The sequence below is a fragment of the Stenotrophomonas sp. TWI602 genome, from assembly GCF_039674045.1.
Lineage (GTDB): Bacteria > Pseudomonadota > Gammaproteobacteria > Xanthomonadales > Xanthomonadaceae > Stenotrophomonas.
Window position 1 is genome coordinate 1 of record NZ_JBDJMT010000006.1, and the last position, 25,389, is coordinate 25,389.

The following is a 25,389-nucleotide window of genomic DNA, read 5'->3' on the forward strand; positions in this document are numbered from 1 at the left end:
TGTTTCGCCCCGCGGTGGGGGGGGCTCCTGTCGCCAATTTTCCCTCCCCCCACCCCCCGGTCGGCTCTACTGGCTGTCCCGGGAAACCGGTGCCTCGGCACCCTCGGTGTCGCCCGGATGGCGCGGCTCCGGCGGTGGCAGCTGTTCTTCCTTGGCGGTCTTGTGGCCCGGCAGGTCCGGCCGGGTTTCCATCAGCAGCGACAACGCGGCCTTGGCCATCATGTGCGCACTGATCGGTGCGGTGATGAACAGGAACACGGTGATCAGCAGTTCGCGTGGCTGCGGGTCTTCGCCGAGGAAGATGTGGTAACAGACCGAGCCGACCAGCACGCAGCCCACGCCCAGCGTGCTGGCCTTGGTCGGTGCGTGCAGGCGCTTGAAGAAGGTGGAGAGCTTCACCAGGCCGAGTGCGCCGACCAGGATGAAGAAGCAGCCGAACAGCAGCAGGATCGACAGCACGATCTGGATGAAGGTGATCATTCGACGATGTCCCGGCGCAGCACGAACTTGCTCAGCACCACTGTGCTGCCGAAGCCGAGCATGGCGATGATCAGCGCCGCTTCGAAGTACACCGCCGAGTTGAGGTACATGCCGAACAACATGAGTTCAGCGATGGCCGTCACCGACAAGGTGTCCAGCGCAAGGATGCGATCGGGCACGGTGGGGCCTCGCAGCAGGCGCCAGGTGGCCAGCAGCATGGCCAGGCCGACCACGTGCATGCACACCACCATCGTGGTCTGGATGAACATGTATCCGGTCATGGGAAGATCTCCATCAGCGGGGCTTCGTAGCGGGATTTGATCTGCCGGATCAGCGCATCCGGATCATCCAGATGCAGCACGTGCACCAGCAGATACCTGCGGTCATCGGACAAGGCCGCCGACACCGTGCCCGGGGTCAACGTGATCATGCTGGTCAACGCGGCGATGCCGTGGATGTTGGCGATATCCAGCGGCAGCCAGATGAAGCCGGGGTGGATGCGGCGCTCCGGCCCCAGCACCTGGATCGCGACCCGTATGTTGGAGATCAGGATGTCCCACAGGGTCACGAACAACAGCTTGGGGAGGGGCTTGAGCGAGCCGATCCGCGCGAACTCGCGGTCCAGCCGGGCGGCGAACAGCGGCACCACCACGCCCAGGATCATGCCGAGCACGAACTGGCCCAGGGTGAAGCTGTCGGACATCAACAGCCAGAACGCCACCACCATCACGCTCAGCGAGGGCGAGGGCAGGATGCGCTTGTACAGGGAAGGCTTGCCGGTCATGGCTGGCGGATCTCCGGCGTTGTGGCGCGCAGTTCACCCACGTAGTCCTGGGGCTGCAGCAGCTGGGTGGCCATCGCATCGGTGTGCTGCATCAGCGGGCCGGCGAACACGCTCATCGCGATGCCATAGCTGAGCAGCAGCGCGGCGGCGAACAATTCCACGGTGCGCGTCGGTGCCTTGCGCGGCTTGGGTGCGCCTTCTTCGACCACCGGCACGCGCCAGAACAGGCGGATGCCGCCGCGGGTCAGGCCGACGATGACCATCAGGCTGCTGCCCAGCACGGCGGCCCACACCGCCCAGGTGTACTGCGCGGGCATCCCGGCCAGCAGCGCAGCCTTGGCCAGGAAGCCGGACAGCGGCGGCAGGCCCGCGACCGACACCGCACCGATCAGGAACAGCACCGCAGGCGTTTCCTTGCCCGGCATCGGCGCGATGACTTCCTTGCGATCGCTGGCACCGCCGCGGCGGCGGCGGATCAGATCGGCAATGAGGAACAGTGCGGCGGCCACGAAGGTGCTGTGCGGCAGGTAGTAGAGGCCGGCCGAGAGCACTTCGGGCGTACGCACCGAGAAGGCGATGAACAGCGTCGCCGCCGAGACCACCACCAGGTAGGAGATCAGCACGCGCAGGCGTGCCGCAGCGAGCACGCCCAGGCCGCCCAGCACGAGGGTGGCCACACCGGCCCAGAGCAGCCACTGGCTGCCGTAGCCGGCCATCGGTCCGGCACCCTCGCCGAACCACAGCGTGCTGACCCGCAGCACCGCGTACAGGCCGACCTTGGTCATGATCGCGAACAGCGCCGCCACCGCTGCCGGCGCACGCGCATACGCTTCGGGCAGCCACAGATACAGCGGCATCAGCGCGGCCTTGCTGCAGAACACCAGCAGCAACAGCCCCATGGTCGCCTTGACCAGGGTCAGGTGCGAGGCCGGCACTTCAGCGATGCGCTGGGACAGTTCGGCCATGTTGAGCGAGCCCAGCGAGGCGTACAGCAGGCCGAGTGCGATCAGGAACAGGGTCGAGGCGGTGACGTTGAACACCACGTAGTGCAGGCCGATGCGCATGCGCAGGCCGCGCCCGCCGCTGAGCAGCAGGCCATAGGAGGCGATCAGCATCACCTCGAAGAACACGAACAGATTGAAGATATCGCCGGTCAGGAACGCGCCGTTGAGGCCGACCAGCTGGAACTGGAACAACGCATGGAAGTGCGGCGCGCGCCGGTCCCAGCCCGAGCAGGCGTGCAGCAGGCAGGGGATGGCCAGCAGCAGCGTGGTCACCAGCATCCATGCCGAGAGGCGGTCGGCCACCAGCGCGATGCCCAGGCGCGAGGGCCAGTCACCCAGCAGGTACACCGCGATGCTGCCGTCAGCGGTCTGCGCGAACAGCAGCGCGACGGCCGCGGCGAGCGCGGTCAGCGTGGTCCACGCCACCGTGCGCTGCACCTTCGGCCCGTAGCGGCGATGCTCGACGAACAGCGAGCAGGCCGCGCCGAACAGTGGAATCAGGATGGGCAGGATCACCGCATGATTCATGCGCCGCCCTCCCGGCCCGGCGCGGTATCGGCAGGCAGCTCTTCTTCTTCGTGCGCGTCCACGTGGTCGCTGTGGTTGTCGCTGCGGCTGCGCATCGCCAGCACGATGCTGACTGCCGTCATCGCGAAGGCGATCACGATGGCGGTCAACACCAGCGCCTGCGGCAGCGGATCGGTGTAGTTGCCCAGGTCGCTGTCGATGCCCTCACGCAGCACCGGTGCCTTGCCCTGCACCAGCCGGCCGCCGGCAAAGATCAGCAGGTTGGTCGCATACGACAGGAAGGTCATGCCGAGGATCACATCGAAGCTGCGCGCGCGCAGCAACAGGTAGATGCCGATCGCGCTCAGTACGCCGATGGCGCTTGCCAGAGCCAGTTCCATCAGTGCATCTCCCCGGTTTTTGCCGAACGGCGGTTGGGATCGATTTCGCCTTTACGGGCATTGCGGGTGCGCGAGGGCTTGATCGTGCCCATCATCGAGAGCATCAGCATCACGCCGCCGAACACCACCAGGTACACGCCGGTATCGAAGCCGATCGCACTGGCCAGCGGTACCTCGCCGATCAGCGGAATGTGCAGGTCCAGATGGCCGCTGGTCAGGAACGGCACGCCGAACAGCATCGACGCGCAGCCACTGAGGATGGCGATCAGCAGGCCGGCACCGATGCAGCGGATGTAATCGAAGCCGAAGCGCGATTCCACCGAGGTGGTGCCCTGGATGACGTACTGGATCAGCAGCGGCACGGCCAGCACCAGGCCGGCGATGAAGCCGCCGCCGGGCGCGTTGTGGCCGCGCAGGAACAGGAAGATCGAGACGGTCAGGGTGAGCGGGAACATGATCTGGGCCAGATCGGCCGGCACCGGCAGCTTGATCGGCGGGCCGGGCATGATCTGTTCCGGCGCCATCCGCGAGCGGCGCAGCATGGCGTGCACCACCAGCGCGGCGATGCCGAACACGGTGATCTCACCGAAGGTATCAAAGCCACGGAAGTCGACCAGGATCACGTTGACCACGTTCTGCCCATACGCCTCCGGCAGCGCACGCGCCAGCAGCTCGCCGGCCATGGTGTTCGGCGGCAACGTCATGGCGGTGTAGGCCATCGCGGCCAGGCCGCCGCCGGCGACGATCGCGATCACCGCATCGCGCCGCTTGCGCCAGACCGACTTCTCCGGGGGCGACTGGATCGGCAGGTAGTTCATGCCCAGCAGCATCAGCACCAGGGTGACCATCTCCACCAGCAGCTGGGTCAGGGCCAGATCGGGCGCGGAGAGGAACACGAAGGTCAGCGAGACCATCAGGCCGACACCGCCGACCACCAGCACCGCCAGCAGGCGCTGCCGGTAGACGAACAGTGCGCCCAGCGCGCAGGCCATCATCACCAGCCACAGCGCCCAGCCCAGCAGTGGGATCGGCTGCGGCGAGGGCCAGTTGGGCGACGCTGGATTGGCCACGAACGGTGCGGCGGCGACGATGATCGCCACCACCACCAGCGCCATCAGCATGCGCTGCAGGCTGCCGTTGGCCAGGCCCTGGGTGAGCCGGTGGGCGAAGCCGAACACCAGGTCCAGCTGCTTGTGGAACAGGTTGCGGCCGATGCTGCGGCTGACCACCGCATGCAGGTTGATCAGGCGGCGCAGCCCGAAGTACAGCGCGATACCGCCAATGACGCCGGCGATGCTCATCATCAACGGGGTGTTGAAGCCATGCCAGACCGAGAGGCTGTAGGCCGGCATCGCCGCGCCGAGGATCGAGGAGGCGGCCGCGTGCAGCACCGGGGCGATGGTGATCGCCGGGGCGACGCCGACGGCCACGCAGACCACGACCAGGATCTCGACGGGCACCTTCATGAAGCGCGGCGGCTCATGCGGGACGCGGTCCAGATCATGCGGGCCTTTGCCGAAGAAGGTGTCGTGCACGAAGCGCAGGCTGTAGGCCACGCCGAACACGCCGGCCAGCAGTGCGGCGATCGACATCACCACGCGCATGGTTTCCGGACCGCCCGCGGTCAGCGCTTCGGCGAACAGCATTTCCTTGGACAGGAAGCCGTTGAGCAGCGGAATACCGGCCATCGCCAGCGAGGCGATGATCGCCAGCGCGCTGGTGATCGGCATCAACCGCCGCAGGCCGCCCAGCTTGCGCATGTCACGGGTGCCGGTCTCGTGGTCGATGATGCCCGCAGCCATGAACAGCGACGCCTTGAAGGTGGCGTGGTTGAGGATGTGGAACACGCCGGCCACCACCGCCATCGGTGTGGACAGGCCGAACAGCATGGTGATCAGGCCCAGATGGGAGATCGTCGAATAGGCCAGCAGGCCTTTGAGGTCATGCTGGAAGATCGCGTTCCAGGCGCCGATCAGCAGCGTGATCGCCCCGATGCCGCTGACCGTATAGAAGAACAGATCGGTGCCGGCCAGCGCCGGGTGCAACCGGGCCAGCAGGAACACGCCGGCTTTGACCATCGTCGCCGAATGCAGGTAGGCCGAGACCGGGGTCGGCGCGGCCATCGCGTGCGGCAGCCAGAAGTGGAACGGGAACTGGGCGCTCTTGGTGAAGATGCCGGCCAGGACCAGGAACAGGGCATACGGGTACAGCGAACTGGCGCGGATCAGATCGCCCGCGGCGAGTACGGCATCCAGTTCGAAGCTGCCCACGATGCGACCGATCAGCAGCACGCCGCCGAGCAGGGCCAGACCGCCGCCGCCGGTGACCACCAGGGCCATCCGGGCCCCCTCGCGGGCATCCTGGCGATGCGACCAGAAGCCGATCAGCAGGAACGAGCTGATGCTGGTCATTTCCCAGAACACCATCAACAGCAACAGGTTGCCCGAGAGCACCATGCCCAGCATGGCGCCCATGAACAGCAGCAGGTAGCAGTAGAAGCGGTGGGCGCTGTCGCGGGCACTGAGGTAGTAGTGGGCGTACATCACCACCAGTGCACCGATCGCCAGCACCATGCCGGCGAACATCCAGGCCAGGCCATCCAGGCGCAGTGAGAAGGCCAGGCCGATCTGCGGTATCCACTCCCCATAACTGCGGACGATCCCGCCGTCCATGATGGCCGGGGTCATCGTCGCCAACAGCGCCAGTCCTCCCAGCGGAGCGGCCGCGGCTACCCAGGCGGCCGTGGAGCGGGAGGTGCGGCGGAATGAAGCGACGGCCACTGCCATCAGGAAGGGCAGGGCGAGCAGCAGGAGCAGACTAGGATTCATGCAGGGAATGCGGGATTCACGAGCAGGTCGTTCAGTCTAACAGGCAGGCAATTGCTGCCGATACACCCGAATACGCCCTCAATTGCATGTAACGTGCGCTGATTCATTTTTTCAGGGCGGCGCGTGGCCCCATTCGGGCGCGTCGGCCGCCGTATGGAGACCCGCTGGCGACTTTGCCGAGTGTGGCCTCCCGGCGCCCGTCGAATCGGGTCGGGAACCAGTCGTCACAGGGGCTGCGGGACCGCGTGGGCGTGCACGAAGATGAACGGTGACCGTCGCTCGAAAGGCCACTGCGGACGATGCTGGACGGTCCGGCGTGGAGTGCCGGTGAGCGTCCTCGCTCGTTCAGGAAAAACCGGTCAGTAGCGCCAGTCCATCCGGCGGTAGAGCTTGGCCAGGACCCACAGCGGGCCGATCAGCAGGTAGACCAGATCGGTCAGGAAGCTCGGCTTGCGGCCTTCATGCTTGTGGCCGATGAACTGCGCGACCCAGGCCACGGCGAAGACCCCCAGGGCCAGCCAGAACAGGTTGACCAGGCCGATCTCGGCTTCCAGCAGCCGGCAGACGCAGCCGCTGACGAAGAAGAACGCCAGCATGCCGTAGCCCAGCGTGCGCGAGAGGCGGTTATAGAAGCACCAGGCGGCGAACATCGCCAGGCCGGCCCAGATCCCGTTCTGGAACCAGGTGATCAGCGGCGGCAGGCACCACAGCAGGGCGATCACCGACCACGCGATCGCCGGGACGGCCACGACGTGGATGCGCTGGTTCAGCGCATTGCGGTGATCGTCGGAATAACTGGCGAAATAGCGGTCGATCGGGCGTGCGACGGTGGTGGTGGCCATGTTCCCTCCCAGGATCTGCAGAGCATACCGCCCGTAGAGCCGACCGTTGGTCGGCTTGCTCTCACCCAGACGATACCCCTCGTGCTGCACGCGATAGGCCACCAACGTCCGCGGCAGTCGACCAGCGGTCGACTCTACGGCCGGGACCCCCGGCCATCACGGCCGGGGGCGCAGGCGAATCAGTCGACCGAGATACCGGCCAGGCGCTGCAGCGCCTCGGCGTACTTGGCCCGGGTGCGCTCGATGATCTCGGCCGGGATGCTCGGGCCCGGGGCGGTCTTGCCCCAGTCCAGCGTTTCCAGGTAATCGCGGACGAACTGCTTGTCGTAGCTCGGCGGGCTGGTGCCCACCTCGTACTCGTCAGCCGGCCAGTAGCGCGAGGAATCCGGGGTCAGCATCTCGTCCATGATGTACAGACGGCCATCGGCATCGGTACCGAACTCGAACTTGGTGTCGGCCAGAATGATGCCGCGCTCGCGGGCGTAATCGGCGGCGAAGGCATAGATGCGCAGGGTGGCGTCGCGCACGCGCTCGGCCAGGTCCGCACCGACCGCCTTCACCATCGCATCGAAATCGATGTTCTCGTCATGGTCGCCGACGGCGGCCTTGGTCGAGGGGGTGAAGATCGGTTCGGGCAGCTGTTCGGCCTGGCGCAGGCCGTCGGGCAGCTCGATGCCGCTGATCTTGCCGGTGCGCTGGTAGTCCTTCCAGCCGCTGCCGATCAGGTAGCCGCGGGCGATCGCCTCGACCGGAACCGGCTTGAGCTTGCGGGTGACCACGGCGCGCTTGGCGTACAGGGCCGGATCGACACCCTCGGGCAGCACGCTGGCGACATCGATGCCGGTCAGGTGGTTGGGCATCAGGTGCGCGGTCTTGGCGAACCAGAAGTTGGAGACCTGGCAGAGCATCTCGCCCTTGCCGGGGATCGGATCGGGGAGCACCACGTCGAAGGCTGACAGACGGTCGGTTGCGACCATCAGCAGGTAGTCCCCCGGCGGAGTGCCGGCGGGGAGCCGGTCGCGCGGAATGTCGAAAACATCACGCACCTTGCCGCGATGGCGCAAGGGCAGGCCGGGGAGATCGGATTGCAACAACGTGGTCGGCACGGGCACTCCTGAGGCTTCGTCATGACAGCTGTCCAGGGGACCCGGAGGGCCCGCACAGACAGCGGGCGGCCTAGTGTAAAGCGGGTTGGGCCCGCTGTGACGTAAAATGAGGATCCTTTGTCGCCTTGGCTGCCCAGACCACCATGCGCTGGTACGGAAAACTGCTCGGATTCATCGCCGGCGCCTTGTTGTTCAGGCCCAATCCGCTGTTCGGTGCCGTGGTCGGGCTGTTGCTGGGGCATGCCTTCGATGCCGACTGGTTCCGGCTGAACAGGGAAAACCCCTACCGCGAACTGGGGCTGACCTCCGAGGCGACCGATGCCGAGATCGACCTGGCCTACCGCCGGCTGATGTCCCAGTACCACCCGGACAAGGTGGTCGGCGCGGCGCCGGAGCTGCGCCAGCAGGCCGAGCGCAAGTCGCGCCAGCTCAATGCCGCCTACGACCGCATCAAGACCCTGCGCAAGCGCTGAGTCCGCGCGGCGCCCCCTTTCCACCTCCCGAAGGCCCCGGCCATGTCCAACTGCATCATTGCCCCCTCCATCCTGTCCGCCGATTTCGCCCGCCTGGGTGAGGAAGTGGACAACGTGCTCGCGGCCGGCGCCGATTGGGTGCATTTCGATGTGATGGACAACCATTACGTGCCGAATCTGACCATCGGCCCGCTGGTCTGCCAGGCGCTGCGCAAGCACGGTGTGACCGCGCCGATCGACGTGCATCTGATGGTGGAGCCGGTGGACCGGATCATTCCGGATTTCGCCGAGGCCGGCGCGACCTACATCAGCTTCCATCCGGAGGCGAGCCGCCACGTGCACCGCACGATCCAGCTGATCCGTTCGCTGGGCTGCAAGCCGGGCGTGGTGCTCAATCCGGCCACGCCGGTGGACATCCTGGACTGGGTGCTCGATGACCTGGACCTGGTGCTGGTGATGTCGGTCAATCCGGGTTTCGGCGGCCAGGCGTTCATTCCGTCGGCGCTGGACAAGGTGCGCGCGATCCGCAAGAAGATCGATGCCAGTGGCAAGGACATCCGCCTGGAGATCGACGGTGGGGTGAAGGCCGACAACATCGGGGCGATCGCCGCCGCCGGTGCCGATGCCTTCGTGGCCGGCTCGGCGATCTTCAATGCGAAGACCAGCTACCAGGACATCATCGCGCAGATGCGCGGCAACGTCGCCGCGGCGCGGGGCTGAGCCATGGAACCGGTGGCTGCCGTGACCATTCGCGTGGCCACCGCCGAGGATGCGGCGCTGATCCTGCGTTTCATCCGCGAGTTGGCGATCTACGAGAAGGCCGAGTCGTCGGTGCAGACCGACGAAGCGGGCATCCGCGCGAGCCTGTTCGGACCGGCGGCGAAGGCGCATGCGCTGATCTGCGAAGCCGATGGCGTGGCGATCGGGTATGCGGTGTATTTCTACAACTACTCGACGTGGCTGGGCCGCAACGGGATCTACCTGGAAGATCTGTACGTCAGCCCGGAGCGCCGCGGCAGCGGTGCCGGCAAGGCGCTGCTGCAGCACATCGCACGGATCGCGGTGGCCGAAGGCTGCGGCCGGTTCGAGTGGTCGGTGCTGGACTGGAATGCACCGGCGATCCAGTTCTACCAAGCCGCGGGAGCGAAGCCGCAAAGCGAGTGGACGGTGTACCGGATGGAAGGCGAGGCGTTGCGGACCTTCGCCGAAGGCTGAGCACCCGTAGAGCCGACCGTTGGTTGGCTGCCGCAGCCAACCCAGCCCGGTAGTGCCGACCGTTGGTCGGCTGCGCTTCTGGCGGGTCAAAAAAAAGACCGCACCATTGCTGATGCGGCCCTGGGAATAGCGGGAGGCTGATCCTGCCTCCATCCATCTTCCTTGCTATGGCCTCCCATTCTCCGGGGGATCGGTGACGCTTTGATGACGTTCACCGGCGGCCACGCCGTCCGCTGCTAGCCTTCGCTTCCCCACTCCCTGGAAGTACCGCATGAGCCGTCCCCATTGGCGTTTGATCCTCAACGGCAAGGCCACCGGCAATGAGGATGTGCGCGAGGCGGTCGCGGCGCTGCGTGAGCGCGGCGTGCAGCTGGAGGTACGGGTGACCTGGGAATCGGGCGACGCCGAGCGCTACGTGGCCGAGGCGATTGCGCATGGGGTCGATACAATCATTGCGGCCGGCGGTGATGGCACCCTCAGTGAGGTGGCCGAGACACTGGCGCACCGGGAAGAGGCCGCCGATGCATTGCCGTCGCTGGGGCTGCTGCCGCTGGGCACGGCCAACGATTTCGCCACCGCGGCGGAGATTCCCGATGAACCGCTGGCGGCGCTGGAGCTGATGACGCACGCGCCCGCGCGCCCGGTCGATCTGCTGCGCATCGATGCCGATGGCAAAGTGTGGTGGTGCGCGAACGTGGCGAGTGGCGGCTTCGGCACCGAGGTCACGGTGGAGACCGATGAGGGCTTGAAGAAAGTGCTCGGCGGCCTGGCCTACCTGGTCACCGGGGTATCGCGGCTGGGCCGGATCGATCCGATCCAGGCGCGGGTCCGGGCGCCGGGGTTCGAGTGGGCCGGTGGTTTCATCGCGCTGGGCATCGGCAACGGCCGCCAGGCCGGCGGCGGGCAGGTACTGTGCCCGGAGGCTCTGATTGATGACGGTCTGCTCGATATCACGGTGATCCCCGAGCTGAGCGGGGAGGTCGCCTCGACCTTTGCCGCGTTGGTCAAGGGCGGCAAGCGCGGCGCGCTGGAGCAGGTGGCCGAGCGTGTCCAGGCACCGTGGGTGGAGATCGAGGCCGAGGAGCCGCTGACCCTCAATCTGGATGGCGAGCCGGTCCAGGCCCGGCACTTCCGCATCGACTGCGTGCCGGGGCGGGTCAACCTGCATGTGGCGCTGGACAGCCCGCTGCTGTCCAGAGCCTGAGTCGCAGCGCCGGGGCGGCACCCTGCATACGGCGGGCGCGTGGTGGCGCCTGCCGGGCCCGGCTCACTTCAACAGGCGATCCAACAACCTGCCGGCCGCGTTCTCAACCGTCTGATCGCTGCGCCCGCCGAGACCCGTCGCGATGCCGCCCGACGTGACTGAGCGATCCTTGAAGGAAACGGGGAATGTCTGCATCCGTCGCAGTCGTCCCTGGCCCAGGTCCTGGTACTGGCCGAAGGAGGAGCTGATGTCAAAGCGGTTACCCACCGTCTGCCCTTCGCTCATGACTCTCTGCGCGATGAACGTCACCGGGCTTGATCGACCCGGCAACAAGGTGAAGCTTGGGTCGACCTGGTTGCCGGAGGCGATAGGGATGCCTTTTACGTTGTGCTTGCCCTGGCCGCCAAAAAGGCGGTAGCCATAGCCATTGCTGTCGGTCGCGTTGAAGCTGCCGTGTTCGTAGTTCAATACCATTGGTTGCGATGACACGTTGCGCAGCGTCATGGTTACCGTGACCTGCATGGTGCCGCGTCCCCGCTCACCCGCCCGGATCGAATCCAGACGCGCTTCGATATCGCCAAATCGCTCCAGTGCGCCGGTGTCGTCGGGCGCCGGCACGCCGCAGCGTTGGTTCAACGCTTCCAGCTGGGCACGCAGCTGTGCGTTCTCACGACGGAGCGCGTCGGCGGATTGTGCGTGGGCAGGCACGGCCTGACCGGCCAGCAATGCTGCCGCCGCAGCGGCCGACAGCAGCGACTGCTTCAAGGTGATTCCGTTCATGTGCAGATCCTCAATGCATGGACATGGCTGCGCCAAACAGGCCGAGCACGGTGAGATTGACCAGCACCCAGACGATGCCCGCAGCGAACAGGCTGGCCAAGGTGATCAACAACTGCTTGATGCCATCGGGGTTCCCCTTGCTTTGCGCATAGGCGAAACACAGGATCGTGCTGAGCAGGAACAGCACCACCCCGACGATGCCGATGATCGGCACCAGAGCGCAGACCCAGCCGATCCATCGCAGCGTCCTGGCCGTGCGCATCAGGCCTTCGGTTGCGCGCCGCCCGGCTTCCTCGCGCACGAGGCGCTGCTGCAGCGCGTTCTGGACGTCGCTTTCATTGAGTTGATTCATGGATGATTCCCCTGTGGATTCCGAAACGATCAGCTGCCCAAAGCACGCCGTGCGCAGTCCTCCGGCGAAACGCACGGATCCTCTTCCGCTGGCTGCGCTGCCACCGCCGGATCGGGCGAGTAGGACGCCAGGACGCGTCCGCTGCGGTCCAGAAGCTGGACGTGCGTGACGTACGCATTGAGGCGTCGCTGGTTCAGATCCGCAGACTGGACGAAGAAGTAGGTCCGCAGCCGGGGTTTGCTGTTCCATCGGCTACGAAGCCCTTCAAGCTCGCGGGCAACCGCTTCGTCAGCGACCGGGGCGAGCTGAACCTGCGCAGGGTTGGCCCAGGTGTAGGTGTACTCCGGAATGTCCATGAAGTAGCGATACTTGCCGCCGTTGAATTCGCCGACCGGGAAGCCCTTCCGCTCGAAGTCATAGGCCTGCAGGTCGGCATCCTCCAGTTCGCTCCAGAAATACGGCGAGCGGCCCGCGTCTGCGATGCCCTGTTCGAGCTGCGGGCGAAGCGCCACCATCAGGTCCTTGCGGCGGAAGGTATCGGCCGTGCCGCGGTATTCCTGCGAGGCGAGGCTGGCCATCGTGTCGAAATCCGTCGGCAGCTTGGACGTGGCGGCATAAAGAAACATCACCTGTTGGCCGCTATCCAACTTGCGATACTCAGTCAGCGGCTTGGCCAGGTCGGCTTGGGGAAGCGGGGTGCGTGCCGTTTTATCTGCGCTTGCCTCACCCTCGGCCGCAGGGGTGTTGCTGTCGTTATCGGCGCTCGGGGGTGCTGCATCGTCTTTGCCGTTGCAGGCGACAAGCAGCAGGGACAGGGTGAGTGCGGTGGAAAGTGATTGCAGTGCGGAGAGGGCCATGGCGTCCTTGACGTGGTGATGGGATGGCGGCAAATCTGCGTCCAGAGGCGCAGCGACGCAGGTCGTGAACATGACTTGACGAACAACACAGGAGGTGGTTGTGAAAGCGGAGCTTATGGAGGAGCTGTACGCCGGGGTCACCGATCCCGAGCGGATGCAGTCATTCGTTGAACGACTCGGGCGCGCGGTTGGTTGCCACTCGGGCAGCGTGACCCTGCGGGACGTGCAGGGTGGGCGTCACGTGGCGCTGGTTGCGGCCGGTGCGATGGCGGACCCGCGTACGGTGGAGCGCTTCAACGAAGACACGCTGTATTCGGTGGACAACCTCTGGTTCAACCGGGCCGCGCCTACGATGCGGGCTGGCAGTGTCATCGTCAGCGACCGGGTGGCCACGCTGGAGGAGATGCGCGGAACGCGGTATTACCTGGATTTCCTGCGCCAGATCGACACGCTGCGCTCGGTGGCGCTATGTGCCTCGCGCAAGCCGGATCAGGTCACCATGTTGACCTTCGTGGGAACCGAGCGGCGGGGCGATTTCGATGCACGTGAGGTGGCACTCTGCGAAGCGTTGGCACCGCACTTCGTCAACGCCTTCGAGTTGCGCCAGTCACTGCAGGACGCGTGGCGCCAGGCAGGGACGTTGGCCCTGTTGCTTCTCGATGAGAACCTGCGGCCGGTGTCGGTGAATGCCGGGGGGGAGGAGATGCTGCTGGGTCGTGTCCTGCGTGTGCGCCGCAAGGCGGCATTGGAGCCGGTACATCCGGCCTCGCGTGCAGGCTGGAATGCCCTGGTCCGGCGCCTGGCGCTGCGGGGCGGTCCGGCGCAGGACCCCGGGGAGGATATCGTCGCCCTGCATGATGTCGATGGGCTACTGGCAGGCTTCGCGTCGCTCAGGCCTTACGGAAAGTACATCCCCGGCACCGGTACCGCCCGCTTTGTCATGACGGTCAACACGCTCGTGCGCCGTTCGTCTGCCGGGCTGTCCACCACCCTGCGCGAGCTTTTCGGCCTGACCCCGGCCGAAGCCACCCTGGCCGTGGCGCTGCATCACCAAGGCGAGCTGTCGGCCGCCGCCACGATCTGCGGCATCGGTGTCGGAAGCGCGCGGACCCGCCTGCAGAGCATTTTCGAGAAGACCCGTCTGCATCGGCAGGTGGACCTCGTCAGGATGCTGGATACCCTGAACGGTATGTTGGCCGCCGAACGGCCGATGCCCCTGTACTGACGCTGGAGGCGCCAGTGCGGGCGCCGCGTCGGGGGCTGGCGTGCCTGCCTGCGGCGCGGGACGGGGTTCCCCCCCGCGCCGGGCTGCGGTACAGTCGCCGGGTGTCCATTCTGACGACCCCGCATACCCTTTCTTCCGCTCGCCGTTGGTGGCGATGGTGGCCTGTTGCCGTCGTCCGTCCCGCCACCGCCGTTTCCCGGAAGGAAAGTCGTCTTGATTACGCTCGAGCAGTTCCAGCAGCAGGCCGCTGAAGGCCACACCCGCATCCCCGTCGTCCGTGAAGTGCTGTCCGACCTGGACACGCCGCTGTCGGTCTATCTGAAGCTCGCCGACGGCCCGCATACCTATCTGTTTGAATCGGTCGAGGGCGGCGAACGCTTCGGGCGCTATTCCATCATCGGCCTGCCGGCACGCCGGGTATATGCCTTCCACGGCCATACCCTGACCATCAGCGAGTCCGGCACCGTGGTGGAAACCCGCGAGGTCGCCGACCCGTTCACCGAGGTCGAGGCGCTGCGCAGCGCCCACTCGGTGCCGAAACTGGCCGGTCTGCCGGGTTTCACCGGCGGCCTGGTCGGCTGGTTTGGCTTTGAGTGCATCGGTTATATCGAACCGCGCCTGGCCCCGCCGCGTGGCCGCGATGAGTTGGGCACGCCGGACATTCTGCTGCTGCACTCCGAAGAACTGGCGGTATTCGACAATCTCAAGGGCCGCCTGTACCTGATCGTGCACGCCGACCCGGGTCAGCCCGGGGCGTGGGACCACGCCCAGGCCAAGCTGGATGCGCTGGTCGCCACATTGCGCGCCCCCGGCGCCGGCTACCCCGCGCCGATCACGCGCGACGTGCTGGACGAGAACGATTTCGTCTCCGGCTTCACCCGCGAAGGCTTCATTGCCGCGGTCGACAAGTCCAAGGAATACATCCGCGCCGGCGACATCTTCCAGGTGGTGCTGAGCCAGCGCCTGAGCGTGCCGTTCAAGGCGCGCCCTGTGGATGTGTACCGCGCGCTGCGTGCGCTCAATCCCTCGCCGTACATGTATTTCCTCGATACCGGCGACGTGCAGGTGGTCGGCTCCTCGCCGGAAATCCTGGTGCGGCTGCAGGACGGGGAAGTCACCGTGCGTCCGATCGCCGGCACCCGCCCGCGCGGCGCGACGGTGGAGGAAGACAACGCACTGGAAGTGGAACTGCTGGCCGATCCCAAGGAACGTGCCGAGCATCTGATGCTGATCGATCTCGGCCGCAATGATGCCGGCCGCGTGTCCAAGGCCGGCACGGTGGAAGTGGGCGAGCAGTTCGTGATCGAGCGCTACAGCCACGTCATGCACATCGTCAGCGAGGTCACCGGGCAGCTGCAGCCGGGCCTGAGCTATGCCGACGTGCTGCGTGCGACGTTCCCGGCCGGCACCGTCAGCGGCGCGCCGAAGATCCGCGCGCTGGAAGTGATCCGCGAGCTGGAGCCGATCAAGCGCAACGTCTACGCCGGCAGCATCGGCTACATCGGCTGGCATGGCGATGCCGATACCGCGATCGCGATCCGCACCGCGGTGATCAAGGACGGTCGCCTGCACGTGCAGGCCGGCGCCGGCATCGTCTACGACTCCGATCCCGGCAAGGAATGGGACGAGACGATGAACAAGGGCCGCGCGCTGTTCCGTGCGGTCGCGCAGGCGGCCAAGGGCCTGTAACGCACTGCTGCCGAACGGCCTGACACGTGCACGGTTGCGTGCACGCCACTTCCCCATTCAAGACGGACCCTGACCATGTTGTTGATGCTCGACAACTACGACAGCTTCACCTACAACCTCGTGCAGTACCTGCAGACGCTGGGCGCCGAGGTCAAGGTGGTGCGCAACGACGCGTTGAGCGTCGATGAAATCGCCGCGCTCGCGCCCGAGCGCATCGTGATCTCGCCCGGCCCGTGCACGCCCAACGAAGCGGGTGTGTCGCTGGAGCTGATCCGCCGGCTCGGCCCGACCACGCCGATCCTGGGCGTGTGCCTGGGCCACCAGAGCATCGGCCAGGTGTATGGCGGTGACGTCATCCGCGCCACCAACATCATGCACGGCAAGACCTCGCCGATCCGGCATGAAGGCAAGGGCGTGTTCGCCGGCCTGCCGGACCGCTACCAGGCCACGCGCTACCACTCGCTGGTGGTCGACAAGACCACGCTGCCGGCCTGCCTGGAAATGACCGCCTGGACCGAGAACGAGGACGGCTCGATCGAAGAGATCATGGGCCTGCGCCATCGCGAACATCCGGTCGAGGGCGTGCAGTTCCACCCCGAGTCGATCCTCACCGAGCATGGCCACGCCCTGCTGAAGAATTTCCTGCAGCGCTGAGCGCGCCGCACCTGCACCACAAAGGACCCCGCATGACCTTCTCCCCCCAGGAAGCCCTGCAGCGCACCATCGAGCACCGCGAGATCTTCTTCGACGAAATGGTCGACCTGATGCGGCAGATCATGCGCGGTGACGTGTCGCCGGTGATGACCGCCGCGATCCTGACCGGCCTGCGGGTCAAGAAGGAAACCATCGGCGAGATCGCCGGCGCCGCCACCGTGATGCGCGAGCTCGCCCTCGCGGTACCGGTGGAGGACAAGACGCATCTGGTGGATATCGTCGGCACCGGTGGCGATGGTTCGCACACCTTCAACATTTCCACCTGCGCGATGTTCGTGGTGTCTGCGGCCGGGGCCAAGGTGGCCAAGCATGGCAACCGCAGTGTTTCCTCCAAGTCCGGCAGTGCCGATGCAGTCGAGGCGCTGGGCGCGATCATCGATCTGCAGCCGGAGGAGGTCGCGCGCGCGATCACCGAGACCGGCATCGGCTTCATGTTCGCGCCGATGCACCACCCGGCGATGAAGGTCGTCGCACCGGTGCGACGCGAGATGGGCGTGCGGACGATCTTCAACATCCTCGGCCCGCTGACCAATCCGGTCGGTGCGACCAACGTGTTGATGGGCGTGTTCCATTCGGATCTGGTCGGCATCCAGGCGCGCGTGCTGCGCGAACTCGGGGCCGAGCGCGCGCTGGTGGTGTGGGGCCGCGACAACATGGATGAGATCTCGCTCGGCGCCGGGACACTGGTGGGCGAACTGCGCGACGGCAAGGTGCGCGAGTACGAGATCCATCCGGAAGATTTCGGTATCGCGATGTCGGCCAGCCGCAACCTCAAGGTCGGCGGTCCGGAAGAATCCATCGCGATGCTGCGTGGCGTGCTCGACAACCAGCCCGGCCCGGCGCTCGACATCGTGGCGCTCAATGCCGGCGCCGCGCTGTACGTGGCCGGTGTCGCCGACAGCATCGCCGATGGTCTGGCCCGTGCCCGTGCGGTGCTGGCCGATGGCAGTGCGCGCTCGCGGATGGAGCAGTACGTCGCCGCCACCCGCCGCATCCGCGGGGCCGTCTGAGCCCGCGTTTTCCGAATTCAGCGGGGCTGGTCGATAATGGCCGGCCTCCAGGACCCCAATGACATGAGCGACATCCTCGATACCATCCTGGCCCGCAAGGCCGAAGAAGTCGCCGCACGCCGGGCCCAGGTGCCGCTTGAAGCACTGATCGCGCGCGTGGAGCAGGCTCCGCCCGTGCGTGGCTTCGCGGATGCGCTGCGCGCCTCGATCACCGCCGGCAACCCGGCCGTGATCGCCGAAATCAAGAAGGCCAGCCCCTCCAAGGGCGTTATCCGCCCGGACTTCCATCCGGCTGATATCGCGGTGAGCTACGAATTCGGCGGGGCCAGCTGCCTGTCGGTGCTGACCGACGTGGATTTCTTCCAGGGCAGTGATGCCTACCTGCAACAGGCCCGCGACGCCTGCACGCTGCCGGTGCTGCGCAAGGACTTCGTGATCGATGCCTACCAGGTGTATGAAGCGCGTGTGCTCGGCGCGGACTGCATCCTGCTGATCGTGGCCGCCCTGGACGACCGCCAGCTGGCCGAGCTGTCCGACCTGGCCATGCAGCTGGGCATGGACGTGCTGGTGGAAGTGCACGACATCGACGAGCTCGAGCGCGCCATCCAGGTGCCGGTGCCGCTGATCGGCATCAACAACCGCAACCTGCGTACCTTCGAGGTGTCGCTGCAGACCACGCTGGACATGCGCCAGGCCGTGCCGCGCGACCGCCTGCTGGTCACCGAAAGCGGCATCCTCGGCACGGCCGATGTCACCGTGATGCGCCAGGCCGGGGTCAACGCGTTCCTGGTCGGTGAGGCCTTCATGCGCGTGGAAGAGCCCGGCGAGGGCCTGCGTCAGCTATTCTTCAGCGCATGACAGCGATCTACCCAACGCCGCGCGACGACGCCCCGCTGGTGGTCTTCGATTTCGATCACACCCTGTACGACGGCGATTCCGGCAGCCATCTGTTCGCCTGGCTGATCAAGCGCAACCCGCTGCGGCTGCTGGCGGCCCTGGTTGCCACGCCGCTGCTCGGCCCGTTGGTGGCATTCCTGCCCACCCGCCGCCGCGGCATCTCCGGCTATGTGTGGATCGCCACGTTTGGCCTGCACCGGGCGCGCGAGTTCAACAAGGTGATCGATCGCTACGTCCTCAAGCACGAAGCCGATATCCGCCGCCGCCTGCTGCCCGTGGCGCTGGAGGTGTTCGCGCGTCACCGCGCCGCTGGCGACCGCGTCGTGGTCGCTACCGGTGCACCGCCGGAACTGGCCCGCGCGATCCTGGCCTTCGTGGCGCACCAGGGCGTGCCGGTGATCGGCAGTGAGGTCGGGCCGTTCCTGGGCGCGGTCATCGCCACCCGCCACTGCCACAACGAAGAAAAGATGCGGATGCTGCGCGAGCGCGGCTACGGCGAGATCGACGTCGCCTACTCCGACAGCAGCGCCGACCTGCCGCTGCTGCTGGCCGCGGCGGCGCCGGTGGTGGTCAATCCGAAGGCGTCCCGGGTGGACTATTTCCGCCAGGTGCTGCCGCCGGGCACCCCCGTGCTCAACTGGGGCTGCGTGGATCGGGCCGGCGATCCGGTCTGATTCACCGCTGAAAATCCCTGAAACGGTGTCGCGTCCGGCTCAGCCTGCGCGCCACTGCACGATGGCATGGCCGATCTGGAACAGGCTGATGCCCAGCACCAGCACGCCGACGGCCACCAGCACCCAGCGTTCCTTGACCTTTTTGACCAGAATCGCGGCCACCGGCGCGGCCATCATGCCGCCGATCAACAGGCCGGCCACGATGTTCAGGTACTGAACGCCCATGGTCAGCAGGAAGGTGATCGACACCGCCAGGGTCACCACGAACTCGGCGGCATTGACCGTGCCGATGGTGGTGCGGGCCTTGCCACCGCGTGCGAGCAGGGTGGACGTCGCCACCGGGCCCCAGCCACCACCGCCACTGGCATCCAGCAGGCCGGCCACGAGGCCAAGCAGCGGGACGCGCTTCACTTCCTGGGCCGGCAGCATCCGGCCGGCCGCGCGCAGCAGGATGAAGATCGCCAGCACCAGCAGATACATATAGATGAAGGGGCGGATCACGTCGCCGGGCAGCTGGGTCAGCACGTAGGCGCCGACCACCCCACCGACGGCGCCAGGCAGGGCCAGGCGCAGGAACAGCCGACGGTCCACATTGCCCGCGACCAGGTGCGAGACCCCGGACGCCCCGGTGGTGAACACCTCCGCGGTATGGATGCTGGCGCTGACCGCGGCGGGCGGCAGGCCCATGCTGAGCAGGACCGAGGAAGACACCAGCCCGAACGCCATGCCCAGCGCGCCGTCGACCAGCTGTGCGCCGAGGCCGATCAGGATGAACCAATAGAATTCACTGCCAAGTTCCATGCGAACAGCCTAGCGGCAAATGGGCAGGTAGTGCCGACCGCTGGCCGGCGACCCGGGGTAGTCAGGGCCCGGGGGAGGCCGGGTGGCGTGTCCAATCGCGTGCCGGATAGCCGAACGGATAGCCGAACGGATAGCTGACCGGATAGCTGACCGGATAGCTGACCGGATAGCCGGCCGGATAGCCGACCAACGGTCGGCTCTACCGCGCGGGGTCAGCGGGTGCCGTACAGGACCACGGTCTTGCCGCGGGCATGCAGTTGCCCGTCGGTCTGCAGCTTCTTCAGCACGCGGCCGGCCATTTCACGCGAGCAGCCGACCAGACGGGCCAGTTCCTGGCGCGAGACGCGCAGCTGGGTGCCCTGCGGGTGGCTCATCGCCTCCGGCTCGCGGGACAGATCGTGCAGGGTCCGCACGATGCGGTCGGTCACATCCAGGAACGCCAGGCGGCTGGCCTTCCTGCTGGTATCGAGCAGGCGCTTGGAGAGCTGCTGGCCGATCGAGTAGAGCAGGCGCGGCGCATCGGCCGAGAGCGGGCCCAGGAACAGCTGATGGAGGCGCTCGTAGCTGATCTCGGCCAGCTCGCACGGGGTGCGGGTGCGCAGGATCACCTCGCGCCGGTCCGATTCGACGAACAGCCCCATCTCACCGACGAACTCTCCCGAGCCGAAGTAGCCCAGCACCAGCTCACGATCGTCATCTTCCTCAGCCATTATTGAGACTGATCCACTGATCACGTAGTAGAGCGTGCCGGCCGGATCGCCAGGACGGAACACGTCGGTACGGGCGGGGTAACGGCGGCGGTGGCTGTGGGCCAGGAAGCGATCGATTGTTGCGATATCCAGGGCCAATGGACTTGTGGCAAGGCGCACAGTTGACACGTTGAGGCGCTCCGATTGCTCATGAAGAATTCACGGCTATGTGCCGGGAGCTTAACGATCCGAATTGTTAAGGGCAAACCGAGCACAGGTACTCGTTTCAATGCAAGTTTCGCCCCCGATCACTTTGCCCCATAATTACTTCTTTCCCACCACACACAGGATCGACCGCCGTGGTCAAGCCGTTGCCTCGCCTGAGGTTGCAGGGTTTCAACAACCTCACCAAGGCGTTGAGCTTCAACATCTATGACGTCTGTTACGCCCGCACCGAAGAGGAGCGTCAGCGTTACATCGAATATATTGATGAAGAGTACAACGCCGATAGGCTGACTCAGATCCTGACCGACGTTGCCGAGATCATCGGCGCGAACATCCTGAACGTGGCCCGCCAGGACTACGACCCCCAGGGTGCCTCGGTGACGATCCTGATCTCGGAAGAGCCGGTGATCGACAAGAAGCAGGCCGGCAAGGAGCTGATCTCCGACGCTGTGGTCGCGCACATGGACAAGAGCCACATCACCGTCCATACCTACCCGGAAACCCATCCGCAGGAGGGCATCGCCACGTTCCGCGCGGACATCGATGTGGCCACCTGTGGCGTGATTTCCCCGTTGAAAGCGCTGAACTACCTGATCGAGAGTCTGGAATCGGACATCGTGATCATGGATTACCGCGTGCGTGGCTTCACTCGTGACGTGAAGGGCAAGAAGCACTACATCGATCACAAGATCAACTCGATCCAGAACTTCCTGGCCAAGAACATCAAGTCGCGTTACGAGATGTTCGACGTCAATGTCTATCAGGAAAATATCTTCCACACGAAGATGCACCTGAAGGATTTCGATCTGGACCAGTACCTGTTCGAAGAGAAGGCCAAGAACCTCTCGTTCAAGGAACGCATGAAGATCGAGGCGCTGCTGCGTCGTGAGATCGAAGAGCTGTTCCATGGGCGCAATCTGGCCGAGTAAGGCACTTCGCGATGGTGTCCGGGCCTGGCCCGGGCAACCTCGTTCAGGCGGGACGGCCCGCCCTGTGGAACCGGTGTTTGCGCAAAACCCGGTTCCACGGTAGCTACCGACGACGGTCCGGTGTGAAAACACCGGGCCGTTTTGCTTTTGTTAACCCAAGGAATCCCCCATGCCCTGGATCTATCTTCTCGTCGCCGGTCTGTTCGAAATCGGCTTCGCCATCGGAATGAAGTACTCCGAAGGCTTCAGCAAGCCCCTTCCGACGCTGGCCACCGTCGCGGCCGCCCTGGTCAGCCTGTACCTGATGAGCCAGGCGATGAAATCCATTCCGGTCGGCACGGCGTACGCGATCTGGACCGGGATCGGCGCATTGGGCGTGGCGATGCTGGGCATCTTCCTGTTCGGCGACAGCGCCTCGCCGTCGCGGCTGGCCTGCATCGCGTTGATCGTGGCCGGGGTGATCGGCCTGAAGCTGGTCTCGGGGTAACGCCCTCGCATTCGCGCTGGCGCTCCCACGGTTCGCTGTGCGAACCGTGGGCCCCCGGCTCACTGAACACCCATACCCCCGCCGCTTCGCGGCGCCCCCCTGACTCAGGGGGGCTTTTCACCCGATGCACGCGGCGCGGTGGAGGCTTAAAGGCGGTACGCGATGGTCTTCATGACCTTGGAGGCCAGCGCCATCACCGACGGGATCGGGGCGGGCAGCCTGCGCGCGCCGGCATGCTCGGCATGGTCGGCGTGGCGGGCTTCGTCGATCTTCATCACCTTGATCACCTCGCGGCTGCGCAGGTCGGCCGGGGGCAGGGTATCCAGGTGTTCGTCCAGATGCGCTTCCACCTGACGTTCGGTTTCGACCACGAAGCCCAGGTTCCAGCCATCCCCGCGCAGGCCCGCCAGGGTGCCGATGGTGTAGCTGCCGGCATACCAGATCGGATTGAACAGGCTGGGACGGCTGTCCAGTTCGCGCAGGCGCTGGGCACACCAGGCCAGGTGGTCGGTTTCTTCCTGGGCGGCGTCGAGCAGGTGGGCGCGGGTTTCCGGCTCACGGGCGACTGCGGCCTGGCCGAAGTACAGGCCCTGGGCGCAGACCTCACCGACATGGTTGATGCGCATGAGACCGGCGGCGTGGCGGCGCTCGGGCGCGGCCATCTGCACGTCCGGGGTGTCCTCGGCGGGGTAGGGGCGGCTGGCCGGCGGATTGCCGAACACGGTATCCAGCGCCCGCTGGGCTTCGGTCAGCAGGTGGTCGAGCGGCGTGATCTGGCGGAGCGCGGTCATGGCAGGAAGTGTCGCGGCGGGGGACTGTCGATTCTCGCCCCCCACGGCCGGTGTGCCAAGCCGGGATCAGGGTCAACTTGCATGTGGCGGGGATGGCCAGTACAATCCCGCCTCTTCACAACGCGTGGCAGAGTTCCGGCCGTACTGCGCCGTAATGAGCCCGACCTACTAGAGTTCTTTCATGAGCACTTTCACTGCAAAGTCCGAGACCGTCCAGCGCGACTGGTATCTCGTCGACGCATCCGGCAAGACGCTGGGCCGTCTGTCCACCGAGCTGGCCCGCCGTCTGCGCGGCAAGCACAAGCCGGTTTACACCCCTCACGTTGATACCGGTGATTACCTGGTTGTCATCAATGCAGAAAAGATTGCCGTCACCGGCAACAAGCTGCAGGACAAGCTGTATCACCGTTTCACTGGCTACATCGGCAACCTGAAGACCGAAACTCTGGCCCAGGCGCTTGAGCGCCACCCGGAGCGTGTCATCGAGACCGCCGTCAAGGGCATGCTGCCGAAGGGCCCGCTGGGCCGCGCCATGTACCGCAAGCTCAAGGTGTACTCGGGTTCCGAGCACCCGCACGCCGCTCAGCAGCCTCAGGTTCTGGATATCTAATCATGGCTATCACGCAAAACTACGGCACCGGCCGCCGCAAGTCCTCCACCGCCCGCGTGTTCCTGCGCAAGGGCGCCGGCAACATCACCGTCAATGGCCGTCCGCTGGACGAGTTCTTTGGCCGTGAGACTGCACGCATGATCGTGCGTCAGCCGCTGGAACTGACCAAGAACACCGAAAGCTTCGACATCATGGTCACCGCCGCTGGCGGTGGTACCACCGGTCAGGCCGGTGCGATCCGTCTGGGCATCGCCCGTGCGCTGGTCGAGTACGACGAAACCCTGAAGTCCGAGCTGCGCAAGGCTGGCTTCATGACCCGTGACGCCCGTGAAGTCGAGCGTAAGAAGGTCGGCCTGCACAAGGCACGTCGCGCCACCCAGTTCTCCAAGCGCTGATCCATCGCGCCTGGCGTGGGATCCTTCGGGATCCCGCTGGGAGGTACGCAAAAGCCCGGCTTCGGCCGGGCTTTTGTCGTTTCCGGGGGTGGGTTTCGTCCCCGCAGATCGCTTGGTCGTCAGGTGGATGCAGCGAGGGGTGGCGACGCTTCCGGCGGCACTGCTGCGCTCGCCGCTGTTTCATAGGGGCGGCGGTGGCGGTAGTGCCGACCGCTGGTCGGCTGCTTTCGCGGCCCGGCATGGGCAGGGTGTCGGCCGTCCACCCTCTTTCTGGTGAAACAGCCCCCTTGGAGTGCAAGGGGGCGCGCCGCCAGGCGCGGGGATGTGGAGGCAAAGAAGGCTGGCCCCAACCTTGCTCCGCAAGGTTGGGGCACTGGGCGCCATGCGCCCAGTCAGCCGCCCAAACAAAACAAAAGGCCTGATCTTTCGATCAGGCCTTTTGTTTTGTTTGGCTGCCCCGGATGGATTCGAACCACCGAATGCCTGAGTCAGAGTCAGGTGCCTTACCGCTTGGCGACGGGGCAAAATGTGCGTGCAATTATTGCACTTTTTCCCTGAAAAACCAAGCGAACTTGGTGGCTATGGGTGGACTCGAACCACCGACCCCAGCATTATGAGTGCTGTGCTCTAACCGGCTGAGCTACATAGCCTCAGGGAGCCGGTAATTCTGGAGATGTATTCGGAATCTGTCAACACTTTTTCACCGCGCTTGTGAGTGGGCAGCGGGCGTGGCACAGTCCCGATCAGTAGATTTTTCTAGGAGTCCGCATCGTGATCGATCCGGACGGCTATCGACCGAACGTCGGTATTGTGCTGATGCGGCAGGATGGGCAGGTTTTCTGGGCACGACGTGTGCGCCGGGATGGCTGGCAGTTCCCGCAGGGCGGCATGAACACCGACGAGACGCCTGTCGAAGCCATGTATCGCGAGTTGCAGGAAGAAACCGGGTTGTTGCCGGAGCACGTTGAAGTGCTCGGGGCGACGCCGGGTTGGCTTCGCTATCGGCTGCCGGCACGGGCCATCCGCCGCAATGAACGGCAGGTCTGTATCGGCCAGAAGCAGGTGTGGTTCCTGCTCCGGCTGGCCGGGGACGAATCCCACGTCACCCTGGACCATACCGACAGCCCCGAGTTCGACCAGTGGCGTTGGGTCGATTTCTGGTACCCGGTCGAACATGTGGTGATGTTCAAGCGGGGCGTCTATGCGCGTGCGCTGCGCCATCTGGCGCCGCTGGCACGGGGGGTGGCCGGGCCGGGGGTGGAAACCATGCCCAAGTCCGCGCAGGAAGCCTGGATGCCTGGCAATGCCGCCGGTCACGACCGGCCGCGCAAGCGCACCACGCCCAAGCGGGGTGGTGGCTACTGGCCGCGCAGCAAGGCCAAGGGCGAGCCGGGCGCCGTCTGAGCGCTGCTGGCGGCTC

The 25,389-nt window shown here is 65.8% G+C and carries 30 protein-coding genes and 2 tRNA genes; 15 read left to right on the plus strand and 17 right to left on the minus strand.

Translation table 11 applies throughout. From position 1 onward, the window contains the following. Positions 1-66: 66 nt before the first annotated feature. The 8 genes from ABE483_RS08250 to ABE483_RS08285 form a co-directional block, all read right to left on the minus strand. Positions 67-480 (minus strand): Na+/H+ antiporter subunit G, encoded by a 414-nt coding sequence (locus ABE483_RS08250; protein WP_123729953.1) that lies wholly within the window; start codon positions 478-480, stop codon positions 67-69. After that, positions 477-761 (minus strand): K+/H+ antiporter subunit F, encoded by a 285-nt coding sequence (locus ABE483_RS08255; protein ID WP_070472350.1) that lies wholly within the window; start codon positions 759-761, stop codon positions 477-479. Before ABE483_RS08255 ends, ABE483_RS08250 begins: the two co-directional genes overlap by 4 nt. Next, positions 758-1,264: a Na+/H+ antiporter subunit E gene (locus ABE483_RS08260; RefSeq protein ID WP_313211054.1), complete on the minus strand. Its 507-nt coding sequence runs from the start codon at positions 1,262-1,264 to the stop codon at positions 758-760. Before ABE483_RS08260 ends, ABE483_RS08255 begins: the two co-directional genes overlap by 4 nt. Further along, positions 1,261-2,796 (minus strand): monovalent cation/H+ antiporter subunit D, encoded by a 1,536-nt coding sequence (locus ABE483_RS08265; protein WP_123729955.1) that lies wholly within the window; start codon positions 2,794-2,796, stop codon positions 1,261-1,263. Before ABE483_RS08265 ends, ABE483_RS08260 begins: the two co-directional genes overlap by 4 nt. Beyond that, positions 2,793-3,176, minus strand: a complete 384-nt coding sequence (locus ABE483_RS08270; protein WP_019185295.1) for a Na+/H+ antiporter subunit C — start codon at positions 3,174-3,176, stop codon at positions 2,793-2,795. Before ABE483_RS08270 ends, ABE483_RS08265 begins: the two co-directional genes overlap by 4 nt. Continuing rightward, complete coding sequence (locus ABE483_RS08275) at positions 3,176-6,004, minus strand: monovalent cation/H+ antiporter subunit A (RefSeq protein WP_313211055.1); 2,829 nt, start codon at positions 6,002-6,004, stop codon at positions 3,176-3,178. Before ABE483_RS08275 ends, ABE483_RS08270 begins: the two co-directional genes overlap by 1 nt. A gap of 359 nt (positions 6,005-6,363) precedes the next feature. After that, positions 6,364-6,846, minus strand: a complete 483-nt coding sequence (locus ABE483_RS08280) for an Mpo1-like protein (protein WP_121040632.1) — start codon at positions 6,844-6,846, stop codon at positions 6,364-6,366. Between the two features lie 179 nt (positions 6,847-7,025). Next, positions 7,026-7,952, minus strand: a complete 927-nt coding sequence (locus tag ABE483_RS08285) for a phosphoribosylaminoimidazolesuccinocarboxamide synthase (RefSeq protein ID WP_019185298.1) — start codon at positions 7,950-7,952, stop codon at positions 7,026-7,028. Between the two features lie 143 nt (positions 7,953-8,095). On the opposite strand from ABE483_RS08285, the gene ABE483_RS08290 reads away from it, so the two are divergent. From ABE483_RS08290 to yegS, 4 genes are all read left to right on the plus strand, one after another. Next, positions 8,096-8,425 carry a DnaJ domain-containing protein gene (locus ABE483_RS08290; RefSeq protein ID WP_123730837.1) on the plus strand — a complete coding sequence of 110 codons (330 nt, stop codon included), beginning with the start codon at positions 8,096-8,098 and terminating at the stop codon, positions 8,423-8,425. Between the two features lie 42 nt (positions 8,426-8,467). Further along, positions 8,468-9,145 carry a ribulose-phosphate 3-epimerase gene (rpe, locus tag ABE483_RS08295; RefSeq protein WP_070426117.1) on the plus strand — a complete coding sequence of 226 codons (678 nt, stop codon included), beginning with the start codon at positions 8,468-8,470 and terminating at the stop codon, positions 9,143-9,145. A 12-nt stretch (positions 9,146-9,157) separates the two neighbouring features. Continuing rightward, complete coding sequence (locus ABE483_RS08300) at positions 9,158-9,640, plus strand: GNAT family N-acetyltransferase (protein WP_313211079.1); 483 nt, start codon at positions 9,158-9,160, stop codon at positions 9,638-9,640. A 271-nt stretch (positions 9,641-9,911) separates the two neighbouring features. Next, positions 9,912-10,844, plus strand: coding sequence for a lipid kinase YegS (gene yegS, locus ABE483_RS08305; RefSeq protein WP_346481495.1), 933 nt, complete (start codon positions 9,912-9,914; stop codon positions 10,842-10,844). A 63-nt stretch (positions 10,845-10,907) separates the two neighbouring features. On the opposite strand, the gene ABE483_RS08310 is transcribed toward yegS, so the two are convergent. Genes ABE483_RS08310 through ABE483_RS08320 form a run of 3 tightly spaced genes read right to left on the minus strand, consistent with a single transcriptional unit; the run spans position 10,908 to position 12,905 of the window. Then, positions 10,908-11,624 carry a hypothetical protein gene (locus ABE483_RS08310; protein WP_346481496.1) on the minus strand — a complete coding sequence of 239 codons (717 nt, stop codon included), beginning with the start codon at positions 11,622-11,624 and terminating at the stop codon, positions 10,908-10,910. A gap of 10 nt (positions 11,625-11,634) precedes the next feature. Further along, positions 11,635-12,051, minus strand: coding sequence for a hypothetical protein (locus ABE483_RS08315; protein ID WP_313211058.1), 417 nt, complete (start codon positions 12,049-12,051; stop codon positions 11,635-11,637). Next, a complete protein-coding gene (locus tag ABE483_RS08320; RefSeq protein WP_313211059.1) occupies positions 12,006-12,905 on the minus strand; it encodes a DUF4852 domain-containing protein in 900 nt (299 codons plus the stop codon). The genes ABE483_RS08315 and ABE483_RS08320 overlap by 46 nt, the downstream gene beginning before the upstream one ends. Positions 12,906-12,933: 28 nt before the next feature. Here ABE483_RS08320 and ABE483_RS08325 point away from each other — a divergent pair, with 28 nt between their 5' ends. The 6 genes from ABE483_RS08325 (at position 12,934) to ABE483_RS08350 (ending at position 19,042) form a co-directional block, all read left to right on the plus strand. Continuing rightward, positions 12,934-14,058: a hypothetical protein gene (locus ABE483_RS08325; protein WP_313211060.1), complete on the plus strand. Its 1,125-nt coding sequence runs from the start codon at positions 12,934-12,936 to the stop codon at positions 14,056-14,058. A gap of 213 nt (positions 14,059-14,271) precedes the next feature. Further along, the gene (gene trpE / locus ABE483_RS08330) at positions 14,272-15,747 is read left to right on the plus strand and encodes an anthranilate synthase component I (RefSeq protein WP_313211061.1); all 1,476 of its coding nucleotides are present in this window, start codon (positions 14,272-14,274) and stop codon (positions 15,745-15,747) included. Between the two features lie 75 nt (positions 15,748-15,822). Next, positions 15,823-16,401: an aminodeoxychorismate/anthranilate synthase component II gene (locus ABE483_RS08335; protein ID WP_070472319.1), complete on the plus strand. Its 579-nt coding sequence runs from the start codon at positions 15,823-15,825 to the stop codon at positions 16,399-16,401. A gap of 32 nt (positions 16,402-16,433) precedes the next feature. Beyond that, the gene (trpD, locus tag ABE483_RS08340; protein WP_313219435.1) at positions 16,434-17,471 is read left to right on the plus strand and encodes an anthranilate phosphoribosyltransferase; all 1,038 of its coding nucleotides are present in this window, start codon (positions 16,434-16,436) and stop codon (positions 17,469-17,471) included. Between the two features lie 63 nt (positions 17,472-17,534). Further along, positions 17,535-18,329 carry an indole-3-glycerol phosphate synthase TrpC gene (trpC, locus tag ABE483_RS08345; RefSeq protein ID WP_313219436.1) on the plus strand — a complete coding sequence of 265 codons (795 nt, stop codon included), beginning with the start codon at positions 17,535-17,537 and terminating at the stop codon, positions 18,327-18,329. Then, positions 18,326-19,042: a haloacid dehalogenase-like hydrolase gene (locus ABE483_RS08350; RefSeq protein ID WP_121040613.1), complete on the plus strand. Its 717-nt coding sequence runs from the start codon at positions 18,326-18,328 to the stop codon at positions 19,040-19,042. Before trpC ends, ABE483_RS08350 begins: the two co-directional genes overlap by 4 nt. Before the next feature lie 39 nt (positions 19,043-19,081). Here the strand turns inward: ABE483_RS08350 and ABE483_RS08355 are convergent, their stop codons facing one another. From ABE483_RS08355 to crp, 3 genes are all read right to left on the minus strand, one after another. Next, on the minus strand, positions 19,082-19,843 hold the full coding sequence (locus tag ABE483_RS08355) for a sulfite exporter TauE/SafE family protein (RefSeq protein ID WP_346481497.1): 762 nt from the start codon (positions 19,841-19,843) through the stop codon (positions 19,082-19,084). Positions 19,844-19,904: 61 nt separating this feature from the next. Further along, positions 19,905-20,033 carry a hypothetical protein gene (locus tag ABE483_RS08360; RefSeq protein ID WP_346481498.1) on the minus strand — a complete coding sequence of 43 codons (129 nt, stop codon included), beginning with the start codon at positions 20,031-20,033 and terminating at the stop codon, positions 19,905-19,907. 22 nt (positions 20,034-20,055) lie between these two features. Beyond that, positions 20,056-20,721, minus strand: coding sequence for a cAMP-activated global transcriptional regulator CRP (gene crp, locus ABE483_RS08365; RefSeq protein ID WP_088433580.1), 666 nt, complete (start codon positions 20,719-20,721; stop codon positions 20,056-20,058). Between the two features lie 170 nt (positions 20,722-20,891). Between crp and speD the strand changes: the two genes are divergently transcribed. Both speD and sugE read left to right on the plus strand, forming a co-directional pair. Next, the gene (speD, locus tag ABE483_RS08370) at positions 20,892-21,686 is read left to right on the plus strand and encodes an adenosylmethionine decarboxylase (RefSeq protein ID WP_019185315.1); all 795 of its coding nucleotides are present in this window, start codon (positions 20,892-20,894) and stop codon (positions 21,684-21,686) included. A 169-nt stretch (positions 21,687-21,855) separates the two neighbouring features. Then, on the plus strand, positions 21,856-22,173 hold the full coding sequence (sugE, locus tag ABE483_RS08375; RefSeq protein WP_070472306.1) for a quaternary ammonium compound efflux SMR transporter SugE: 318 nt from the start codon (positions 21,856-21,858) through the stop codon (positions 22,171-22,173). Positions 22,174-22,319: 146 nt separating this feature from the next. On the opposite strand, the gene coq7 is transcribed toward sugE, so the two are convergent. Further along, positions 22,320-22,964 carry a 2-polyprenyl-3-methyl-6-methoxy-1,4-benzoquinone monooxygenase gene (gene coq7 / locus ABE483_RS08380; protein ID WP_313211066.1) on the minus strand — a complete coding sequence of 215 codons (645 nt, stop codon included), beginning with the start codon at positions 22,962-22,964 and terminating at the stop codon, positions 22,320-22,322. Positions 22,965-23,145: 181 nt separating this feature from the next. Between coq7 and rplM the strand changes: the two genes are divergently transcribed. Further along, positions 23,146-23,574 (plus strand): 50S ribosomal protein L13, encoded by a 429-nt coding sequence (rplM, locus tag ABE483_RS08385; RefSeq protein WP_017354548.1) that lies wholly within the window; start codon positions 23,146-23,148, stop codon positions 23,572-23,574. Between the two features lie 2 nt (positions 23,575-23,576). Beyond that, entirely contained in the window at positions 23,577-23,969 is a 393-nt protein-coding gene (gene rpsI, locus ABE483_RS08390) for a 30S ribosomal protein S9 (RefSeq protein WP_017354549.1), read from the plus strand. A 449-nt stretch (positions 23,970-24,418) separates the two neighbouring features. Here the strand turns inward: rpsI and ABE483_RS08395 are convergent. Further along, positions 24,419-24,493 (minus strand) — tRNA-Gln (locus tag ABE483_RS08395). 49 nt (positions 24,494-24,542) lie between these two features. Continuing rightward, positions 24,543-24,619, minus strand: a tRNA-Met gene (locus ABE483_RS08400). Between the two features lie 121 nt (positions 24,620-24,740). Here ABE483_RS08400 and ABE483_RS08405 point away from each other — a divergent pair. Then, on the plus strand, positions 24,741-25,373 hold the full coding sequence (locus ABE483_RS08405; RefSeq protein ID WP_313211067.1) for an RNA pyrophosphohydrolase: 633 nt from the start codon (positions 24,741-24,743) through the stop codon (positions 25,371-25,373). Positions 25,374-25,389 lie beyond the last annotated feature (16 nt).

Bases quoted from the DNA above. Each gene is read 5' to 3' on its own strand.
- ABE483_RS08250 (WP_123729953.1), bottom strand. From the start codon at position 480: ATGATCACCTTCATCCAGATCGTGCTGTCGATCCTGCTGCTGTTCGGC.
- ABE483_RS08255 (WP_070472350.1), bottom strand. From the start codon at position 761: ATGACCGGATACATGTTCATCCAGACCACGATGGTGGTGTGCATGCAC.
- ABE483_RS08260 (WP_313211054.1), bottom strand. From the start codon at position 1,264: ATGACCGGCAAGCCTTCCCTGTACAAGCGCATCCTGCCCTCGCCCTCG.
- ABE483_RS08265 (WP_123729955.1), bottom strand. From the start codon at position 2,796: ATGAATCATGCGGTGATCCTGCCCATCCTGATTCCACTGTTCGGCGCG.
- ABE483_RS08270 (WP_019185295.1), bottom strand. From the start codon at position 3,176: ATGGAACTGGCTCTGGCAAGCGCCATCGGCGTACTGAGCGCGATCGGC.
- ABE483_RS08275 (WP_313211055.1), bottom strand. From the start codon at position 6,004: ATGAATCCTAGTCTGCTCCTGCTGCTCGCCCTGCCCTTCCTGATGGCA.
- ABE483_RS08280 (WP_121040632.1), bottom strand. From the start codon at position 6,846: ATGGCCACCACCACCGTCGCACGCCCGATCGACCGCTATTTCGCCAGT.
- ABE483_RS08290 (WP_123730837.1), top strand. From the start codon at position 8,096: ATGCGCTGGTACGGAAAACTGCTCGGATTCATCGCCGGCGCCTTGTTG.
- rpe (WP_070426117.1), top strand. From the start codon at position 8,468: ATGTCCAACTGCATCATTGCCCCCTCCATCCTGTCCGCCGATTTCGCC.
- yegS (WP_346481495.1), top strand. From the start codon at position 9,912: ATGAGCCGTCCCCATTGGCGTTTGATCCTCAACGGCAAGGCCACCGGC.
- ABE483_RS08310 (WP_346481496.1), bottom strand. From the start codon at position 11,624: ATGAACGGAATCACCTTGAAGCAGTCGCTGCTGTCGGCCGCTGCGGCG.
- ABE483_RS08320 (WP_313211059.1), bottom strand. From the start codon at position 12,905: ATGTTCACGACCTGCGTCGCTGCGCCTCTGGACGCAGATTTGCCGCCA.
- ABE483_RS08335 (WP_070472319.1), top strand. From the start codon at position 15,823: ATGTTGTTGATGCTCGACAACTACGACAGCTTCACCTACAACCTCGTG.
- trpD (WP_313219435.1), top strand. From the start codon at position 16,434: ATGACCTTCTCCCCCCAGGAAGCCCTGCAGCGCACCATCGAGCACCGC.
- trpC (WP_313219436.1), top strand. From the start codon at position 17,535: ATGAGCGACATCCTCGATACCATCCTGGCCCGCAAGGCCGAAGAAGTC.
- ABE483_RS08350 (WP_121040613.1), top strand. From the start codon at position 18,326: ATGACAGCGATCTACCCAACGCCGCGCGACGACGCCCCGCTGGTGGTC.
- ABE483_RS08355 (WP_346481497.1), bottom strand. From the start codon at position 19,843: ATGGAACTTGGCAGTGAATTCTATTGGTTCATCCTGATCGGCCTCGGC.
- sugE (WP_070472306.1), top strand. From the start codon at position 21,856: ATGCCCTGGATCTATCTTCTCGTCGCCGGTCTGTTCGAAATCGGCTTC.
- coq7 (WP_313211066.1), bottom strand. From the start codon at position 22,964: ATGACCGCGCTCCGCCAGATCACGCCGCTCGACCACCTGCTGACCGAA.
- rplM (WP_017354548.1), top strand. From the start codon at position 23,146: ATGAGCACTTTCACTGCAAAGTCCGAGACCGTCCAGCGCGACTGGTAT.
- rpsI (WP_017354549.1), top strand. From the start codon at position 23,577: ATGGCTATCACGCAAAACTACGGCACCGGCCGCCGCAAGTCCTCCACC.